The organism is Cupriavidus consociatus (assembly GCF_017814975.1).
In the GTDB taxonomy this organism is placed as follows: Bacteria; Pseudomonadota; Gammaproteobacteria; order Burkholderiales; family Burkholderiaceae; genus Cupriavidus; species Cupriavidus consociatus.
The window spans coordinates 67,518-86,308 of the sequence record NZ_JAGIQA010000023.1; the positions used below are offsets into that span (position 1 = coordinate 67,518).

An 18,791-nucleotide genomic window follows, 5' to 3' on the forward strand; every position below is an offset into this window, starting at 1 on the left:
CACCCTGCGCTCCTTGAGGATTCGAGTTGTCGCGGCCAGCGCGCGATGGCGGGCCGGGTTGCGGCCAGTTTACGTGAGTCGCTACGGCTTGGCGAGGCAAGCGTACCCATTTCTGCGTGGGCCGCTGGCAGGCATCCGGCGTGCAGCGTCCGGCAAAGTGCGCTAGGCTGAAAGCTCCCCCGCAGGAGAACCCCATGCCACGTCATCCAGTGCTCGAGCGGGTCACCGCCCGCATCGTCTCCCGCAGTGCCGCCACGCGCCAGGCGTATCTGGACCGCACCCGCGCCATGGCCGGGCAGAAAGTGGAACGCGCCCAGCTCTCTTGTACCAACCTGGCCCACGCGGTGGCCGCGATGCCTGACGAAGCCAAGATCCGGCTGAAGGCCGACGAGCGGCCCAACCTGGCGATCGTCTCCGCCTACAACGACATGCTGTCGGCGCACCAGCCGCTGGCGGCCTATCCCCAATGGCTCAAGGAGGCGGCGCTCGAGGCGGGCGGCACCGCGCAGTTCGCCGGCGGCACGCCGGCGATGTGCGATGGCGTGACGCAGGGCCAGGACGGCATGGACCTGTCGCTGTTCTCGCGCGACGTGATTGCGCTGGCTTCGGCCGTGGCGCTGTCGCACCAGATGTTCGACGCCGCGCTGTACCTGGGCGTGTGCGACAAGATCGTGCCCGGCCTGGTGATGGGCGCGCTGTCGTTCGGCCACCTGCCCGCGGTGTTCGTCCCGGGCGGGCCGATGACCACCGGCATCAGCAACGACGAAAAGGCGCACACGCGGCAGCTCTATGCGGAAGGCAAGATCGGGCGCGAGGCACTGCTCGAGGCCGAGACCCGCTCCTATCACGGCCCCGGCACCTGCACCTTCTACGGCACCGCCAATTCCAACCAGATGCTGATGGAAATGATGGGGCTGCACCTGCCGGGCACCGCCTTCGTCAACCCCGGCACGCCACTGCGCGAGGCGCTGACGCGCGAGGCCGCGCGCCAGGCGCTCAAGCTTGTGCATGGCGGCGAGCGCTACACGCCGGTGGCCGAAGTGCTGGACGAGCGCGCCTTCGTCAACGGCATCGTCGGGCTGCTGGCCACCGGCGGCTCGACCAACCATACGCTGCACCTGATCGCGATGGCGCGCGTGGGCGGCATCGTGCTGGGGTGGGACGACTTTGACGAACTGTCCGCGGTAGTGCCGCTGCTGGCGCGCGTGTACCCGAATGGCAAGGCCGACGTGAACCAGTTCCAGGCCGCGGGCGGGCTGCCGGTGGTGATCCGCGGGCTGCTGTCGCTGGGACTGCTGCACGACGACGTGACCACCATCTTCGGGCGCGGGCTGGAGGACTATACGCGCGAGCCGGTGCTGCGCGACGGCAAGCTGGGCTGGATCGACGGGCCGGCGGCGCCGCTCGACGACAGCATCGTGCGCAGCGCCGGCCAGCCATTCGCGCCGGACGGCGGCATCAAGGTCCTCGATGGCAAGCTGGGCCGCGCGGTCATCAAGACCTCGGCGGTCAAGCCCGAGCATCAGGTGGTGCAGGCGCCGGCGATCGTGTTCGCGCATCAGGACGACGTGCTGCACGCGTTCAAGCGCGGCGAGCTGGAGCGCGACTTTGTCGCGGTGCTGCCGTGGCAGGGTCCGGCCGCGTGCGGCATGCCCGAGTTGCACAAGCTGACGCCGGCGCTGACGGTGCTGCAGGATCGCGGCTTCCATGTAGCGCTGGTCACCGACGGCCGCATGTCGGGCGCGTCGGGCAAGGTGCCGGCGGCGATCCATGTCTGTCCGGAAGCGTTGCGCGGTGGCGCGATCGCACGCGTACGCACTGGCGACCTGATGCGCGTGGACGCGCCCGCGGGCGTGCTGGATGTACTGGTGCCGGCAGACGAATGGCGCGCGCGCGAAGCGGAGCATCCAGACCTCAGTGCCAACCGGCACGGCGTCGGCCGCGACCTGTTCGCGGCCTTCCGCAGCAACGTCAGCACGGCCGAAAGCGGTGCCTGCACGCTGTTTGCCGACGAGGACAAGACCGCCTAGCCGAGCCGCTGCACCGGCTGGCGCGGCGCGGCGCCGGCGGCGCGCGCATGCGCCGGGTTTGGCCCCGAGGTTTGGGCCGATGTCGGCGCGCCCTCGGACACCTTGACGGCGCCGGGCACCGAGCCCGCGCCCGGCACGTGCAGTTCCTGGATCGGCACCGCCAGCTTGCTGCCCGCTTGCTCCAGCACTTGCTTGATGCGCTCGTAGAAGGCAAAGCGCACGTTCCAGTAGTCGTCGTTCGAGGTCCAGTAGCGCACGTTCAGCGTAATGCCCTGCTGCGTATAGTTGACCACCATGGCCTCGGGGCGCGGCTCGGACAGCAGGCGCGACTCGCGCGCCAGCATCTGGCGCAGCGCTTCGAGGCTGTGCTGCACATCGCTGTCAAAGGTCACCGTGGCCTCGATATCGGCGCGGCGCGTGGCGTTCTCGCTGTAGTTGGTGATCGCGCTGCCCCACAGCTTGCCGTTGGGCACGCGCAGGCAGACGCCGTCGAAGGTAGTCAGCTCGGTCATGAACAGGCCCGTCTCGCGCACCGTGCCCGCCACGCCCTGCGCATCGATGTACTGGCCGACGCGGAACGGGCGCAGCAGCACCAGCATGATGCCGGCGGCGATGTTCTGCAGCGTGCCTTGCAGCGCCAGCCCGATGGCCAGCCCGGCTGCGCCCAGCATGGCGATGATGCTGGCGGTCTGCACGCCGAACTGCGACAGCACCAGCACGATGGTCAGCACGCGCACCATCCACTGCAGCGCATTGGCCAGCAGCGGCCGCATGGTTTCATCCACGTGCGTACCGCTCAGCGCGCGCCGGGCCGCATTGGCCACGCGCCCGGACAGCCACCAGCCCGCGAACAGGATCAGGATCGCCGCCAGGCAGTTCATGCCCTGGTTGATGGCGAACTGGACCAGATAGGCCCAGCCCGCCTCCAGTTTGTTGGCATCGATGAAGTTCAGGTCCATGAGGGTGGCTCCGATTGTTAGTGTTGGTTTGCGGGGTAGCGCGTTGCGTACCCGTTTCTGCGTACTGGCATCGGCGAGGCGGGCCGCGCAGAGAGTGGGCGAACCGCCAGAATTTCCCTTTAATTAGTGATTTTTGAGCGAGCGATGTCAGACGATCACCGACAAAGACATGGCGCACACCACAGTGAAGGGGACCATCGGGGCGTCAATTGGTTTCCCGTGCAATCCGCAAGGCGTGCGTACGCCGTCTCGCCAGCCCTTGCCCGGCAAGGGCTGGCGGCGAATTACGCGGAGCGCTGCAATCCCGCGCGCCAGGTGCCGGGCGTGACCCCAAACGTGGCACGGAAACGGTGGCTCAGGTGGCTGGCCGAGGCAAACCCGGCACGCGCGGCCACTTCGTGCAGGCCAGGCCGTGGCTCGGCCAGAAGCTGGCGGGCACGCTCGACACGCGCCCGCAGGATCCAGGCATGGGGCGGCATGCCGAACGAGACCCGGAACATGCGCGCGAAGTGGAATTCCGACAGGCCCGCCAGAGCGGCCAGTTCGCCGAGGGTCGGGTTGTGCGCGGGATGGCTTTCGATCCAGTCGCGCACCGTGCGCCTCGCCTGCGCCGACAGGCCGCCGCGCCAGTCCGTCGGCGCAGCGCGCCCCGCATGCTGCAGCACCAGGTGGCTGACCGCCTCATGCGCCAGAGCGTTGCAGGCCATGCGCGCCTCGGGCTGGCGCCAGTCGAGCGCGGCCAGCCGCTGGCCCAACGCGTACAGAAACGGATCGTCGGCAAAGGTCAGGTCGCGCAGCGCCACCGAACGCGGCTCGCGGTCGAGCAGGCGCACGCAGTGCCAGGCCAGCATCTCCGGCCTGAAATACAGATGAACGAATCGCTGCGGGCCGCCCACGTGCCAGCGCGACTCATGGTCCGCCGGCAACAGGCAGAGGCGACCGGGCGCGCCTTTATTGCCGGGCTGATCGCGCCGGTAGGTGCCAAGGCCGCCTTCCAGGTAGACCGAAACAGTGTGATGGCCGGGATGGGCGTAGGCGGTATCGTCGTCCCGGTTGCGCCATAGCGCCACGCCCAGCCCATCGCCCAGCACGGCCGCGCGCTCGAGCGACGCGCGCGAGCCGGTGAGCGCGGCAAAGACCGCGTGGCGCTGGAGCGGGTCGGACGGAGCGGCCATGTGGCGAAGACGGAGAGGGAGCTGCCGGGGGGCGACGTCAGGGGGGCAACTTTCAGCGACGAAAGTTGGGCCCGAAAGCCGCCGCACAGGGCAGGACTATACCGCCAGCCGTGCGCTGTCGGCTCATGCGGGAGCCAGACGGAGACTATGCAGAAGCCACACAGCAACACGCAGAAACGGGTACGCTTCGCGGCCCTGCCGGCCCGGACTTGCCTGGGGCGGCCACCGTCCTGCGATTGTCAGGTGGCGTGTTCATGCAGCTGGTCGCGCGAGGCCAGTGCCGGGAACAGCCGCATCCACACCGCCACCACCAGCAGCGTGCCGACGCCCCCAAGGATCACCGCGCCCACCGGGCCGAACAGCGCTGCGGTCACGCCGGACTCGAACTCGCCCAGCTGGTTGGAGGCACCGATGAATACCGAGTTGACCGCACCGACACGCCCGCGCATGTCGTCGGGCGTATCGAGCTGGACCAGCGTCGAGCGCACCACCACGCTGATCATGTCCGAGGCGCCCAGCACCACCAGCGCGGCCATCGACAGCGGCAGCCACGTCGACACACCAAACACCACGGTGGCAACGCCGAACAGCGCGACCGCGCCGAACATGATGCGCCCGGCGCGCCGGTTCAGCGGGTGGCGCGCCAGCCACAGCGCCATGACCAGCGCACCGACCGCCGGCGACGAGCGCAGCAGTCCGAGGCCCCACGGCCCGGTATGCAGGATGTCGCGCGCGTAGATTGGCAGCAGTGCCACCGCGCCGCCCAGCAGCACCGCGAACAGGTCCAGCGAGATCGCGCCCAGCAGCACCGGCCGGCTGCGGATATAGGCAAAGCCGGCAAACACCGTGCTCACGCTGACCGGCGCGGTCAGCCGCTGCGCGGCCTGGCGCAGCGTGATGCCGCTGACCAGCACCGCGGCGATGACGAACAGCGTCGCGCTCAGCGCGTACACCACGCCAGGGCCCGCCACGTAGGCGAAGCCGCCGATGGCCGGCCCGATGATGATCGCGGTCTGCCCGGCCGAGCTGGCCAGCGCCACCGCGCGTGGTAACTGGCGGGGCGTCACCACGCTGGGCAACAGCGCCTGCAGCGTGGGGTTCTCGAACGCGCGCGTGGCGCCGATCAGTGCGACAAAGACAAAGATGTGATGGCTGTCGATCCAGCCGGTGAGGCTGGCCACGGCCATGCCTGCCGCCAGCAGCGCTTCAATCGACTGGCAGGTGCGCACGATGCGGCGCCGGTCGAAACGGTCGGCGACGTGGCCGGACATCAGGATCAGCACCACCGAGGGCAGGAACTGCACCAGCCCGACCATGCCCAGCATCAGCGGGTCGCGCGTCAGGTCATACATCTGCCAGCCCACCGCCACGGTAAAGATCTGGTAGCCGATCGTGGTGCACAGGCGGGCGAACCAGTAACGGCGGAACACGGCGTCGCCGAAGACGCTATTCGGCTCGGCGGCCGGGACGGTGGCAGGGGAAGACATGAATGCGGGAGGGCGGGGTAGGACAGGGAAGGGGCGCCATGCAGGCGCCACAGCGATACCGGCGGCAACGCGACGGCATAAAGGCACGATTTTACGGTGCCCGCTGAATTAGTGCATACACATGCATGCGTTGCGATCTGGCGGACGGACGATGTTATTTTTTAGTCATTTTTCAGGGTCCAAATGTATCAACCGTGATGCATGGATGCGACAAACGTCCGCCTTTGGATCTGGCTAATCGCGTCTGAGAATCACTCGCACCTATAATCCGACCCCATTCGGCGCATCCGCCAGTGGACTGCGCTGCCTTTCAGGACCCTCATCTTGCAGCCCGCTTTCCGACTCACCGCCGGTGCCCTCGGCGCCGCCCTGCTGTTCGCCCTCCCCGCCCATGCCCAGACTGCCGCTCCGGCCACCGCCACCGGCAGCGCGGAAACCACCCTCAGCGCCGTCACCGTGGTCGGCAACTGGCTGGACGACGCCGACGAAGCCAAGGTGCTGGAGCACCCCGGTGCCCGCACCATCGTCGACCGCGTGACCTTCCAGGAAGCCGGCGCCAACAACGTGCGTGAGGTGCTGCGCCGAGTCCCGGGCGTGCAGGTGCAGGAGAACAACGGCACCGGCGGCAGCGATGTGTCGCTGAACGTGGGCGTGCGTGGCCTGACGTCGCGCCTGTCGCCGCGCTCGACCATCCTGATGGACGGCGTGCCGCTGGCAGTGGCGCCTTATGGCCAGCCACAGCTGTCGATGGCACCGCTGTCGCTGGGCAACCTGGAAAGCATCGATGTGGTGCGCGGCGCCGGTTCGGTGCGCTACGGCCCGCAGAACGTGGGCGGCATCATCAACTTCGCGACGCGGTCGATCCCGAAGACCTTCGCGGCCGATGCCTCGGTTTCGACCGACATCTACAGCCACGGCGGCAACGTCAAGACCAACCCGACCGCGTTCATCGGCGGCACCAACGACAATGGGCTGGGCGGTGCGCTGCTTTATTCGGGCATCCACGGCAATGGCTATCGCGAGAGCAACGACCACGTCAATATCGACGACCTGATGCTCAAGGGCAACTACCGGATCTCCAAGACCGACGAACTGAGCGCGGCCTTCCACTACTACGAGGGCAGGGCCGGCATGCCCGGCGGCCTGACGGCGGCGCAGTACGCGGCCGATCCGTTCCAGTCGGTGCGGCCCTACGACAATTTCGACGGCCGCCGCAACGACTTCAGCCTGAAGTACAGCCACAACGACAACAACCGCAAGTTCGAGGTGCTGACGTACTACACCGACAGCTTCCGCGGCAGCAACATCGAGCAGCAAGGCACGGGCGCATCGGCCAACCTGCGCCGGCTGACCTCGGCGCCGCGCAACTACCATACGTTCGCGATCGAGCCGCGCTATTCGCAGCTGTTCCGCGGCGAGAACATGAGCCACGAGGTCAGCGTCGGCTACCGCTTCCTGCGCGAAGCCAGCGACGAGAAGGCCTCGCGCACGGTGTTCTACACGCCGGGCGCCATCGATCCGACCACGCTGCCGTCGCCGGTGTATCAGTCGCGCACGGGCGGCACCACCGCCAACGCGGTCTATATCGACGACACCATCAACGTCGGCAGCTGGACCATCACGCCGGGCCTGCGCTACGAATTCATCCGTTCGTACGTGACCGACAACTTCACCGGCGCGCGCAACGATGTCTCGTCCAACGAGCCGCTGCCGTCGCTGGCGGTGATGTATCACGTCAGCGACCAGTGGAAACTGTTCGCCAACGCCGGCGTCTCGTTCGGGCCGCTGCAGTACTTCCAGATCGCGCAGACCACCAACGGCCTGACGCCCGAGAAGGCAAAGACGTACGAAATCGGCACGCACTTCAACAGCAACGGCTGGGGCGGCGAGCTGACGCTGTTCAATATCGACTTCGACGACGAACTGCAGCTGCGCGGCGGCACCGGCGGCGCGCCGGATGCGTGGACCAACCTCGGCGCCACCACGCACCGCGGCGTGGAATCGTCGCTGCGCTATGACTTCGGCGCGCTCGACAAGTCGCTGGCCGGCCTGTCGGCGTACGCGACCTACACCTTCACCGAAGCCACCTACAACCAGGGCAACTTCGCCGGGCGCGACCTGCCGTTCTATTCGCGGCATGTGGCTACCGTGGGCATGCGCTATGCGCGCAACCGCTGGGCATTCAATATCGACGGCTACGCGCAGTCAAAGCAGCATTCGCCGGGCGACCCGAGCACGTCGACCACGTACCAGACCGCGGAGAGCGCCAATGGCGCGCTGGGCGATATCCCTGGCTACGCATTGCTGAACATGCGGCTGGGCTACGACTTCGGCAAGTCGGCGCAGAACCTGAAGGTGGCGGTGGGGGTGAAGAACCTGTTCGACAAGCGCTATTTCACGCGCTCGACGGACAACAATGCGGGCAAGTATGTGGGGATGCCGCGCACGTTCTATATCCAGGCATCGCTGGCCTATTAAGCCAGCTTCAGAAAAAACGGCTCGCCAAGGCGAGCCGTTTTGCTTGTTGCCGCCTGGGTACGCGATCAGACGATCTCGCGCGTCTCCAGGAACTGCAGCTCCGGGAACCGCTCCTGCGTCAGCCGCAGGTTCACCATGCTCGGCGCCAGGTAAACATGGTCGCCCGCGCCGTCCAGCGCCACGTTATGCCCGGCCTTGGCGATCAGCTTCTCGATCTCCGCGGGCGAACCCTTGAGCCAGCGCGCCGTGGCGCACTCGTGCGACTCGAAGATGGCATCGACGCCGTACTCATGCTCGAGCCGGTGCGCCACCACGTCGAACTGCAGGATACCGACCGCGCCCAGCACCAGGTCGTTGGAGACGAGCGGACGGAACATTTGCGTCGCGCCCTCTTCCGCCAGCTGCTGCAGGCCCTTCTGCAGTTGCTTGACCTTGAGCGGGTTGTTCAGGCGCGCGCGGCGGAAGAATTCCGGCGCGAACGACGGGATGCCGGTGAACTTCAGCGGCTCGCCTTCGGTGAAGACATCGCCCAGGCGGATGGTGCCGTGGTTGGGCACGCCGATGATGTCGCCGGCGTAGGCCTCTTCCGTCGTGTTGCGGTCCTGCGCCATGAAGGTGATGGCGTTGTTGATCGCCACGGTCTTGCTGGCGGAGACGTGCAGCAGCTTCATGCCGCGCTCGAAGCGGCCCGAGCATACGCGCACGAAGGCGATGCGGTCGCGGTGGCGCGGGTCCATGTTGGCCTGGATCTTGAAGACGAAGCCGGTGAACTTGCCTTCGTTCGGCTCGACCACGCGCGTGTCGGTGCTGCGCGCCAGCGGCGGCGGCGAGAGCTCGCACAGTGCGTCCAGCAGCGACTGGACGCCGAAGTTGTTGATCGCCGAGCCAAAGTAGACCGGGGTCTGCTTGCCGGCAAGGAACGCTTCCTTGTCGAAGGTGTGCGACGCGCCGCGCACCAGTTCGATCTCGACGCGCAACTCCTCGGCCTGGCTGCCGAGGATGCGGTCCAGTTCCGGGTTATCCAGGCCGTCCAGGATCGCCGCGGTGCCCTTGTCGCCTTTCGGGTCGAACAGCTGCACCTTGTCGTCGATCAGGTGGTACACGCCGCGGAACTGCTTGCCCATGCCGATCGGCCAGGTCATCGGCGCGCACTGGATCTGCAGCACGTCTTCGATTTCATCGAGCAGCTCGATCGGCGAGCGGCCCTCGCGGTCGAGCTTGTTGATGAAGGTGAGGATGGGCGTGTCGCGCAGGCGGCAGACGTTGAGCAGCTTGATGGTCTGCGCTTCCACGCCGTTGACCGAGTCGATCACCATCACGGCCGAGTCGACCGCCGTCAGCGTGCGGTAGGTGTCTTCCGAGAAGTCCTCGTGGCCCGGCGTGTCGAGCAGGTTGACGATGTTCTCTTGCGCGCTGCTATCCGCGCCGTTGCTGGCATGTCCGCGGCGGTACGGGAACTGCATCACCGACGAGGTCACCGAGATGCCGCGCTGCTTTTCCAGTTCCATCCAGTCGGAGGTGGCATGGCGGTCGGCCTTGCGCGCGCGCACCTCGCCCGCGACCTGGATGGCGCCGCCGAACCACAGCAGCTTTTCGGTCAGGGTCGTCTTGCCCGCGTCGGGGTGGGAAATGATGGCAAAGGTGCGTCGACGCGCAATTTCGGATACGAGCGAGCTCACGGAATCTGGCTGGGAAAAGTAGAGGGTGCGGCATCAGCCGGCACCCGGACCGGCGCCGCCGCAGGCGGCACTGCGCCGGGCCCTGCGGGACTTACGGAAGGAATGGGGCGCTATTTTACCGGTTCGCGGGCCAGGCCGGGGTTTTGCCTTCGCGCTTGCCATCCCCCTCCCCTCCCATGCCCGGCACGCCGCGCAGGCTGCCGAACTGCAGCGCGTACTGGCGCGTCAGCTCGGCGCCAAAGAAGAAGATCTGCGCCGAGTAGTAGATCCACAGCATCAGCGCCACCACCGAGCCCGCCGCGCCGTAGGAGGAGGCCACGGCACTATTGCCCAGATAGAGGCCGATCAGCCGCTTGCCCACCGAGAACAGCAGCGCGGTAATGACGGCACCCATGGTGACGTCGCGCCAGGCGATGCGCGCGTTGGGCAGCATCTTGAAGATCACCGCGAACAGCGCAGTCACGACCGCAAAGGAAAACGCCGTCGAAATCACATCAGCCACCGGGGCGAACCAGGATTGCGTCCACAACTGGCCCCAGATGCGCTCGACCACCGCCAGCGCGGCATTGACGATCAGCGACACCAGCAGCATGAAGGCCAGCACCAGCACCAGGCTGAACGACAGCAGGCGCGCGCGCAGCAGCGTCTGCCAGCCTGCGGTCTTGGGTACCGGCACATGCCAGATGTCGTCGAGGCTGCTCTTGAGTTCGGCAAAGGCGCTGGTGGCGCCGACAAACAGGATGCCCATGGCAATCAGCGCGGCCATGCCGCTGCCGCCGGCGCGGTGCGTGGCGGCCAGGATCTGCTGGATCGCCGTGGCGCCCTGTTCGCCGACCAGCCCTTCGATCTGCATGAAGATCTCGCCGCGCGCGGCCTCGGCGCCGAAGAACAGGCCCGCGATCGAGATCACCAGTACCAGGATCGGCGCCAGCGAAAACAGCATGTAGAAGGACAGCGCCGCGCCCTTGCTGGCGGCGCGGTGGTCGAACCAGGAGGCCACCGCCGCGGTGACCACGCGCAGCGTGCGCGCGCCGGTGTGGCGGTCCGGCAGCCAGTGAGGGCGGTGGGGTCGCGGCTGCGGGGCGTCGCTGCCAGGGGACGATGCGGGTCGGTGTTCGGAGTTGTCGTTCACGGCCTTGGGTTTGCCCGGTTCGGGCGCCTGGTACGCTGTGACGGATAACCGGAATGCGTGGCGCGAGCGGGCCGCGGGACGCTCCGGCAGCGAGCGTGCTTGCGTTCATCATACTGCGCATCGCGCGGCTTGCCCAAGCAGGCACCCCCGGGCGACCTGCTACAGTAAGACCAGGCACACCTGCCGGCGCATCGGTGCCAGCGCGCCGGCGCAAGGAGGCATCCGTGATCCGTTTCCTCTCCGTACGCCCGGTGGCCGCCATGCTCGTGGTCGGGATGCTGGGCGTTGCCGGCTGCGAGCGCAGCCAGCCCGGCCCCAAACCCATCTCAGGCACTGCCACGACCTCATCCGCCGCGGCCGCTCAGCCGGCTGCCCCCAGCCCGCCGGGCCAGGCCCGCTGACACGTTGATGCGCCCTGCCCCGGAGGACGCCGCGTACCCGTTTCTGCGTACTGGGCCGTACTTCGCGACGGAGCCAGGCGGACAGCGCGCCCGCTGATCTCCAGGACTCGGCACTCTGGGTCCTGAACACCGGGCTCTCGTCATTCCGCCGTGTTCCCCGCTGTTACGCCAATGCAAGGCTGAAGTAACTCCGGTTTCAAAGATGCAACCCGGTGCAGTGCGAAGAATGCGCCGCTGCCCGGGCGCGCTATCCCGCACCCGGCGTGGGTATCAGGCGGCCATGCGCGCACATGCGCGGCGGCGGCCAGCGGTGGCGCTGGCCGCACGCGTTGCAACGACGAAACCGAATGGTCCCGTAGCGCCGCCGCCGCCGCGCGCGGCGCGGCCGGGCGGGCCGCAAACCCGCATGGCACAAGCCTTTGCGGCCATTGGCACACTTGTCGCTCAGCATTCGCAGGGGCGCTACGCGTCCGGACCATCAACCAGCCACTACTGCGGAGAGAGACCAGCCATGCGTCATCCGCCTTCACGCATGACGGCGCGCCGGCGCTCATACCGGTTGGCGGGGCCCCCGCCTACGGTGACGGACCTGCTTTCGCCGCCGCTGCTGCCCTACCCGCGCGCGCGGGTCGAGCCGGCACAGCTGGATACGGCCAGCGCACCGTGCCCCGGCGGTGCGCGCCGGGCCAGGGGTCCGTCCTGCACGCGCGCAGCCGCCAGGCGTCCTGCCGGGAAGCGGCGCGCCTGACCGGGAGCAGGTGCGAAATCAAGTGGCACGCGGGCCAGCGTGCCGGCGCGGATTTGTGCTCCGTCCCCCGGCGGGCACTTTTTTCCACGAGGAGAAGACACCATGAAAGCCGCAACCCCTGCCGCAGGCGTGCTGGCCGCCTTGGCGGTCTTCTCGGCCCCTGCCGTGGCAGCCAGCTATGCCTGGTTCGATCGTCCCGACGACGCCAGCGCCAACAGTCACGCGGCGGTCAGCAATGATGTTTATGTGCGCGGCTTCGGCTGGGCGTGGGGCGAACTGCGTATGCAGCAGGACACCTCGCCGGGCCCGGCCGCACCTGCGGCGCCGCAAGGCCGCCGGCAGGCGCGCGACTACCCGGACCGGCGCGACGCGCCGCCCTGGCTGCAACGGGACGACAACGGCCCGCCGCGCACGCCGCGCGGGAAGATCAGCATGAATCTCGCCGCCGTCCCGGCTGATGGGACCATTGGAGGAGGCGCGGCCGTCCAGCCTCGAGCGGTTGTGCGCTGACGTGCCACGGGCACGGGGAAAGGCGGAACCGGCGAGCGGACGTCGGCGGTTCCCCTTTCCTGTGGCGCGCAGCCTGGTGCTCGAAAGCGCGGCGCCCACCCAATAGCCGCTCAATCGCAACAAACAGTGGCAGCCGGCGCTGGCGCAGTGGCTTGCCGGCCTACTCCCCCGCGGCGGGCTGGCTCTCCACGCGGATATTGTGCTTGTGCATCAGCCGGTACAGGGTTACGCGCGATACGTTGAGTTCGCGCGCGGCGGGCACCACGTGGAAGCCATGGCTGGCCATCACGTTGCGGATCGCCTCGCGCTCGGCCTCCTCGCGGATCGCGTCGAGGGTCTTGCGCGGCAGTTCGGCACCGCCGTGCAGCTGCAGGTCCTCGGCCGTGATCTTGCGGTTGTCGGTCATCACGATGGCGCGGCGCACACGGTTGATCAGCTCGCGCACGTTGCCCGGCCACGCGTACTGCATCATCGCCTGGGTCGCGCATGCCGAGAAGCCGCGGATGCGCCGGTGCGCCTCGTGCCCGTGCTCGGTCAGCACGGCGTTGGCCAGCTGGAGGATGTCCTCGCCGCGCTCGCGCAGCGGCGGAATGCTCAGCGTCAGCACACACAGCCGGTGGAACAGGTCGGAGCGGAAGCGTCCGTCGCCCTGCGCAGCCACCAGGTCCACGTGCGTGGCCGAGATGATGCGCAGGTTCAGCGGGATCGACTGGTGCCCGCCGAGTCGCGTGATGGTGCCCTGCTGCAGAAAGCGCAGCAGCGCCACCTGGCTTTCCAGCGGCAGGTCGCCGATTTCGTCGAGAAACAGCGTGCCGCCCTGCGCCTGCTCGATCCAGCCGATCTTGCGCTGGTTGGCGCCAGTGAACGCGCCCTTCTCGTAGCCGAACAGTTCGGACTGCACCAGGTGCGAGGGGATGGCGCCGCAGTTGATGGCAATGAACGGCCCCTTGCGCCGGCTCGAGGCATCGTGGATCGCCTGAGCGGCCAGTTCCTTGCCGGTGCCGGATTCGCCGGAGATGAATACCGGCGCCTCGTTGTGTGCCACCTTGGCCAGCGAGCGGAACATGGCGCGCATGGCCGCGCACTCGCCGATCATGGTGCCGCGCGACGCCGTCTCCTGCACGCGCGCGCCATGCAGCGACGCCATGCCGTGCGCGTGCTTGAGCGTGTAGATCAGCTCCTGCACCGAGAACGGCGTGCGCACGTAGTCCACGCAATAATCGCGGATCAGCCTGCGCACGCGCTCGTCGGCAAGCATCGCGTCGCAGGTGATGGCCACCCAGGTGACATGCAGATGCTGCAGCGCGAGTTCGAGCTGGCCGAGCTCGGCATCGCTGTATTCCGCCTGCAGGTCGATCACGCCAGCGCTTGGCGGGCTCGCGCGCACCACGCGTTCGACGTCGCGGATCTGCTGCACGCGGCGCAGTTCCCATCCCGGTCCGAAGCTGGACGGGTCAAAACCAAAATCTTCATGACGCGACACGACCACGATCTGCGCAGTGCGTGGCGCCTTGCACAGTCGGTCCATCACGATCTCCCGGACGTTCGGCTTGTTCTTGGTTCCGGCACCCGGCGCCTGGGCCTGTGGCCGTGGCGCGGACTGGGGCTGGACTGGCTGCGGGTTGGCGCCCGCCAGCAACGTCGGTATCACGAGGTGGACAAACTGCGGGACGGCACTTCGGGCGCGGCGAGATAGCCGCTGCCCCCCTGGAGCTGTTCGCGGATGCGTCGCCGCACCGCCTCCTTCTCACGCATCAGCTCTACGCGCGGTGCCTCGGGCGTCTGTCCGGAGTACTGGTAGTAGAGCGACTTGTAGGTGAGCTGGCTCAGGATCCATTCCTGCAGCATGGCGCGCTGGCGTGCCAGCTCGCCCTCCAGCAGGCGATGGCGGCGCAGCAGGTTTTCCACCGCGGCACGGGCGCTCTCGCTGAGCGCGCTGTCATCAGCCAGCAGGGCCGCCACGTCGGCAGTGGCGCCATCGTGGCTGGCGTGGTTTGCGGGCATTTCGCCTGCGGCTTCCCCCAGAGCAGCCCAGGCGTGGTGAATGGATCGGCTAGTGGATCGGCTTATGGACTCCCTGACGGGCCCGATGGCGGGTCGCCGGATCTCTCCTGCGGTCATGATTATCCCCGTTGAACAACATCCCCCGGCACTACACGTCTGCGGATACCACTTGTCAGTCTTGGAATTATTTGTCTCTGCGTGGCGCACGTGTTTTCCGCACGCTCCCTGGTCGTGGCCCTGCCGCCTTGCCTGGCGGTCTCATCCGAGATGTCCACCGACTGGCGGACGGCGCCAACGCGCGCTCGGTGTGCTCCGGCAATCCAGCCGCATGCACCGGAGTCAAGAAGGGGCGCCTTGCCGCGCCCCTCTTTGCCACGCCTATAGTTCAGTGCATTTGGGGCGGTTTGTCCAGCCCTGCGTGGGTGACCTACACCCAATCTCATACTTTGGAATGAGCCGGCCTGCACACCGCCACTCCGGCCCGCCGGAGGCGGCTTGCGGACTGGTTCATGACAGATTTTCGACCGAATTTCGTGCCAAATTTCGGACCGAATTTTGGACTAAATTTCGGACTGGGCTGGTGCTGGCCTGCACGCCCGCATGGTACGCAGAAACGGGTACGCTTTCGCACCCCGAACGGGTGATGGCAGCGGTCTGCGTGGCACGCGCGGTCGGGGCGCGGCGCGGTATCGCCCGCGGCAAGGCACATCAGATCGCAGCCCGCAGAAACAGGTACGCTGCGAACGCTCACGTGGCGCGGACTAGCCTCCGGATGGGCTCCGGATGGGCCGCAGAAACGGGTACGCTTTTGCACGCGTTCCGACATTCCAGGCCTTGCGAATTGCGGCGAAGGACCACCTGGAAGCGCGCAATAAAGAATGGGCGGCCTGTGCCGCCCATGGCTGCCCTTGTCGCCAGGAACGTTCAGTGTCCCGGCAGGTAGTAGAACTTGAAGACAAAAACCGCGGCGATGATCCAGACCATCACCGGCACGCTGCGCGCGCGCCCGGTCAGCAGCTTGAGTACCGCGTAGCTGATGAAGCCGAACGCCACCCCGTTCGCGACCGAGTACGTGAAAGGCATGCCCAGCGCGGTCATGACCGCCGGCACGACTTCGGTGACATCGTTCCAGTCAATCTCCAGCAACTCGCGCAACATCAGGCAGGACACATACAGCAGCGCCGGCGCGGTGGCATAGGCCGGAACCGTGCCCGCCAGCGGCGCGATGAACAGCGCCGCCAGGAACAACACCGCCACCGTCACTGCGGTCAGCCCCGTACGCCCGCCGGCCTGCACCCCGGAAGCGCTTTCGATATACGCAGTAGTCGACGACGTACCGAGGAACGAGCCGGCCATGATGGCGGTGCTGTCTGCCATCAGCGCCTTGTTCAGCCGGTCCATGCGGCCCGCCTTGAGCAGGCCGGCGCGGTTGGCCACGCCCATCAGCGTGCCCGTGGCATCGAACAGCTCGACCAGGAAGAACACCAGCACGACATTGATGATGCCGATCGACAACGCCGCCGAGATATCGAGCTTCAGCAGTGTCGGGCTCAGCGAAGGCGGCGCGGAAAACACGCCGTGGAAGGTATTGCCGGCAAAGGCGAAGCTTAGCAGCGTGGTCAGCAGGATACCGATCAGGATCGCGCCCTTCACGCGCAGGTGGTCCAGCGCGACGATCACGAAAAAGCCGACGATGGCCAGCACCGCCGGAGGCTGGTGCAGGTCGCCGAGGGTGACCAGCGTTGCCGGGCTAGCGGCCACGATGCCGGCATTCTTCAGCGCGACGATCGCCAGGAACAAGCCGATGCCCGCGGTAATCGCCACGCGGATGGAATGCGGGATACCGTTGACGATCATCTCGCGCACGCGGAACAGCGTCACCAGCAGGAACAGGCAGCCCGAGATAAAGACCGCGCCCAGCGCCGCCTCCCACGGAAAGCCCATGCCCTTCACCACGGTGTACGCAAAGTACGCGTTCAGGCCCATGCCGGGTGCCATCGCGATCGGGTAATTGGCATAGAACCCCATGATCAGCGTACCGATCGCCGCGGCCACGCAGGTGGCGACGAATACCGCTTCCTTGGGCATGCCGGCATCGCCCAGGATCGACGGGTTGACGAAGATGATGTACGCCATCGTCAGGAAAGTGGTGATGCCGGCGAGGATCTCCGTGCGGACATCGGTCTGATGCTCGCGCAGCTTGAACAGGCGCTCGAGCAGCGTCGGCTGGCCGCGCGAGGGGTTGACGGAAGGCGTACCCGGCTTGGAAGCGGGTTCCGGCATCGACATGACTGAGTCTCCTGGTATCGTTATCGTGTTCGCGTCAGGCATCCCGACGCGGCCGGGACAGCGTCGCGCGCCACCATGCGGCAAGCGTACTCTCGTCCAGCGTGGGCCCGATACGCCACGGCGCACACGAATAAGCGATATGCAAAAGGCGTGATGATCCCATAGCGGATGGGCGCACAGGGGCGACGCGCGGCGCCGGCCCGTGAGGGAATGGCCGGGTCGGGGCTGGCCCCAACTTGACGCTGGCTCCAATCCCCCGTATAAACCCGGCTAGATTCAAGCGACGAGGCAACAGTTCATTCGTTAGCCACCGTCTGGTACTTCGGTTGTCCATGGTGTCCTTTCCTTGAGTTCCCCTGTCGGATGGCGCATGCGTCGTGCGACGTTTTATATCCTTTTTCTGGAAAGCAAATCATGCAAACCGGTATCGTCAAGTGGTTCAACGACGCCAAGGGTTTTGGCTTCATCAAGCCGGACGCAGGTGGTGACGACCTCTTCGCCCACTTCTCGGAAATCCGCGCCGACGGCTTCAAGTCGCTGCAGGAAAACCAGCGTGTGCAGTTCGAAGTCAAGAACGGCCCGAAGGGCCTGCAGGCAGCGAACATCACCCCGCTGTAAGTGTTGCCCGCGGCGCGCCACGTGCGCGCCACGCAACGGAAGAACCCCGCCCCGGCGGGGTTTTTTGTTTTCTGGTGGCTGCGTTGGCGGCGGGCCGTGGTGACCCGCCGGAGGGGACTGCCGCCTTGCCGCCGCCCAGGGCTCGCTCCCCTGCTCAACCGCCTCCCCCGCCTCACTGCTTCCCCGCTTCCCCGCCCTTCCCCGCCTTCCCCCCCTTCCCCGGCCCTGGCGCACACTTCGCGACCGCACTCCTTCCGCAGAAACGGGTACGTCTCGCTGCGTTGCAAGCAGAGTTGGCAATCGCCGGCATACGCAGAAACGGGTACGCCCCTCACCATGAAGCCTCGCCCCGCAGGCCGGCGCGTACGCAGAAATAGGTACGGTTGGCGCAAGCGCGATCCCATGGGTATTCATAACCGTCCGCAGAAATAGGTACGCCTCGTCGCGCCACGTTGCCTGGCTTGCCGGGACCAAGGGGGCCCGGATAGCGGCCGGACACTGAGATATCCACACGACCAGAGCGCGGACGCCACGCAGAAACGGGTACGCCCCGTATTGCAGCGCACAAGACGCTTGCCCCTGGACGTTCGAAGCGCCGCCTACGCAGAAACAGGTACGTCCGTAGGTTTTCGGCCCCCGCGTTGTCGCGCAGAAATGGGTACGGCGTCCAGGGTGACCAGCCTCTTCGACTTGCAGGGGGCGAAGCGCAGTCCCGGCCGGCTCGCAGAAATTGGTACGCGAGTTCAAATGGCGGCATTCTTACGTATACGTTGAGTGTGAGCGCTAGCTTTTTCTAGCATGCTGGTGTAGAATGGAAACTTGGCAGTGCGTCTATCCGTCTGCCCGACCCATTCAGCGCAGAAACAGGTACGGGTGCAGCCAACGCTTCCAGGGGTGCTCCGCAGAAACAGGTACGCGGACCATGGTTTGGCGTACAGCTGCAGGGACGCAGAAATAGGTACGCCGCAGAAACGGGTACGCTGAGGCAAAAGCGAGCACGTTTTTCCTGGCCACGCAGAAGCGGGTACGGTTTTGGGTCATCTTCCGCAGAAATGGGTACGCTGCCGGCGCTGGTCGGCTCGAGGCAATCCGGGCTTTGAACCCTTTTCTGCGTGGATAACCCGCGCCGCAGGCCTCGTGACGGCGCAATCCGGCGGTAAACCGGGCGTAAACGGCGTATACCGGCCCGACCCACGCAGAAACGGGTACGCTTTGCACGGCATCCGTTGTGGAAAAGCCTGTGGAAACACGAGGTTATCCCCGCAGAAACCAGTACGCGCG

Annotated in this window: 12 protein-coding genes; 4 read left to right on the forward strand and 8 right to left on the reverse strand. The window is 66.9% G+C overall.

Annotated elements, in window-relative coordinates; genetic code table 11:
- The first annotated feature begins 194 nt into the window (after positions 1-194).
- Positions 195-2,030: a phosphogluconate dehydratase gene (edd, locus tag J8I82_RS26780; protein ID WP_209761864.1), complete on the forward strand. Its 1,836-nt coding sequence runs from the start codon at positions 195-197 to the stop codon at positions 2,028-2,030.
- Here the strand turns inward: edd and J8I82_RS26785 are convergent.
- The 3 genes from J8I82_RS26785 to J8I82_RS26795 form a co-directional block, all read right to left on the reverse strand.
- Positions 2,027-2,989: a mechanosensitive ion channel family protein gene (locus J8I82_RS26785; RefSeq protein ID WP_209761865.1), complete on the reverse strand. Its 963-nt coding sequence runs from the start codon at positions 2,987-2,989 to the stop codon at positions 2,027-2,029. The genes edd and J8I82_RS26785 overlap by 4 nt on opposite strands.
- A gap of 284 nt (positions 2,990-3,273) precedes the next feature.
- Positions 3,274-4,164 (reverse strand): helix-turn-helix domain-containing protein, encoded by an 891-nt coding sequence (locus J8I82_RS26790; RefSeq protein ID WP_209761866.1) that lies wholly within the window; start codon positions 4,162-4,164, stop codon positions 3,274-3,276.
- Positions 4,165-4,403: 239 nt separating this feature from the next.
- The gene (locus tag J8I82_RS26795; RefSeq protein WP_209761867.1) at positions 4,404-5,651 is read right to left on the reverse strand and encodes an MFS transporter; all 1,248 of its coding nucleotides are present in this window, start codon (positions 5,649-5,651) and stop codon (positions 4,404-4,406) included.
- A gap of 324 nt (positions 5,652-5,975) precedes the next feature.
- Here J8I82_RS26795 and J8I82_RS26800 point away from each other — a divergent pair, with 324 nt between their 5' ends.
- Complete coding sequence (locus tag J8I82_RS26800; RefSeq protein WP_209761868.1) at positions 5,976-8,129, forward strand: TonB-dependent receptor family protein; 2,154 nt, start codon at positions 5,976-5,978, stop codon at positions 8,127-8,129.
- 65 nt (positions 8,130-8,194) lie between these two features.
- Here the strand turns inward: J8I82_RS26800 and J8I82_RS26805 are convergent, their stop codons facing one another.
- Together J8I82_RS26805 and J8I82_RS26810 are read right to left on the reverse strand one after the other, a co-directional pair.
- The gene (locus tag J8I82_RS26805) at positions 8,195-9,808 is read right to left on the reverse strand and encodes a peptide chain release factor 3 (RefSeq protein WP_209761869.1); all 1,614 of its coding nucleotides are present in this window, start codon (positions 9,806-9,808) and stop codon (positions 8,195-8,197) included.
- Between the two features lie 115 nt (positions 9,809-9,923).
- A complete protein-coding gene (locus J8I82_RS26810; RefSeq protein WP_431831581.1) occupies positions 9,924-10,940 on the reverse strand; it encodes a YihY/virulence factor BrkB family protein in 1,017 nt (338 codons plus the stop codon).
- Positions 10,941-12,191: 1,251 nt separating this feature from the next.
- On the opposite strand from J8I82_RS26810, the gene J8I82_RS26815 reads away from it, so the two are divergent.
- Complete coding sequence (locus J8I82_RS26815; protein ID WP_209761870.1) at positions 12,192-12,599, forward strand: hypothetical protein; 408 nt, start codon at positions 12,192-12,194, stop codon at positions 12,597-12,599.
- Between the two features lie 160 nt (positions 12,600-12,759).
- On the opposite strand, the gene J8I82_RS26820 is transcribed toward J8I82_RS26815, so the two are convergent.
- The 3 genes from J8I82_RS26820 to J8I82_RS26830 form a co-directional block, all read right to left on the reverse strand.
- On the reverse strand, positions 12,760-14,127 hold the full coding sequence (locus J8I82_RS26820) for a sigma-54 dependent transcriptional regulator (protein ID WP_209761871.1): 1,368 nt from the start codon (positions 14,125-14,127) through the stop codon (positions 12,760-12,762).
- Between the two features lie 119 nt (positions 14,128-14,246).
- Positions 14,247-14,603, reverse strand: a complete 357-nt coding sequence (locus tag J8I82_RS26825; protein ID WP_431831582.1) for a hypothetical protein — start codon at positions 14,601-14,603, stop codon at positions 14,247-14,249.
- A gap of 924 nt (positions 14,604-15,527) precedes the next feature.
- Complete coding sequence (locus J8I82_RS26830) at positions 15,528-16,892, reverse strand: NCS2 family permease (RefSeq protein ID WP_209761873.1); 1,365 nt, start codon at positions 16,890-16,892, stop codon at positions 15,528-15,530.
- 414 nt (positions 16,893-17,306) lie between these two features.
- Between J8I82_RS26830 and J8I82_RS26835 the strand changes: the two genes are divergently transcribed.
- The gene (locus J8I82_RS26835; protein ID WP_010811149.1) at positions 17,307-17,510 is read left to right on the forward strand and encodes a cold-shock protein; all 204 of its coding nucleotides are present in this window, start codon (positions 17,307-17,309) and stop codon (positions 17,508-17,510) included.
- The last annotated feature ends 1,281 nt before the right edge of the window (positions 17,511-18,791 follow it).

Excerpts from the sequence above, each read along its gene's own strand:
- edd (WP_209761864.1), top strand. The coding sequence starts at position 195 with ATGCCACGTCATCCAGTGCTCGAGCGGGTCACCGCCCGCATCGTCTCC.
- J8I82_RS26785 (WP_209761865.1), bottom strand. The coding sequence starts at position 2,989 with ATGGACCTGAACTTCATCGATGCCAACAAACTGGAGGCGGGCTGGGCC.
- J8I82_RS26790 (WP_209761866.1), bottom strand. The coding sequence starts at position 4,164 with ATGGCCGCTCCGTCCGACCCGCTCCAGCGCCACGCGGTCTTTGCCGCG.
- J8I82_RS26795 (WP_209761867.1), bottom strand. The coding sequence starts at position 5,651 with ATGTCTTCCCCTGCCACCGTCCCGGCCGCCGAGCCGAATAGCGTCTTC.
- J8I82_RS26815 (WP_209761870.1), top strand. The coding sequence starts at position 12,192 with ATGAAAGCCGCAACCCCTGCCGCAGGCGTGCTGGCCGCCTTGGCGGTC.
- J8I82_RS26820 (WP_209761871.1), bottom strand. The coding sequence starts at position 14,127 with ATGGACCGACTGTGCAAGGCGCCACGCACTGCGCAGATCGTGGTCGTG.
- J8I82_RS26825 (WP_431831582.1), bottom strand. The coding sequence starts at position 14,603 with ATGCCCGCAAACCACGCCAGCCACGATGGCGCCACTGCCGACGTGGCG.
- J8I82_RS26830 (WP_209761873.1), bottom strand. The coding sequence starts at position 16,892 with ATGTCGATGCCGGAACCCGCTTCCAAGCCGGGTACGCCTTCCGTCAAC.
- J8I82_RS26835 (WP_010811149.1), top strand. The coding sequence starts at position 17,307 with ATGCAAACCGGTATCGTCAAGTGGTTCAACGACGCCAAGGGTTTTGGC.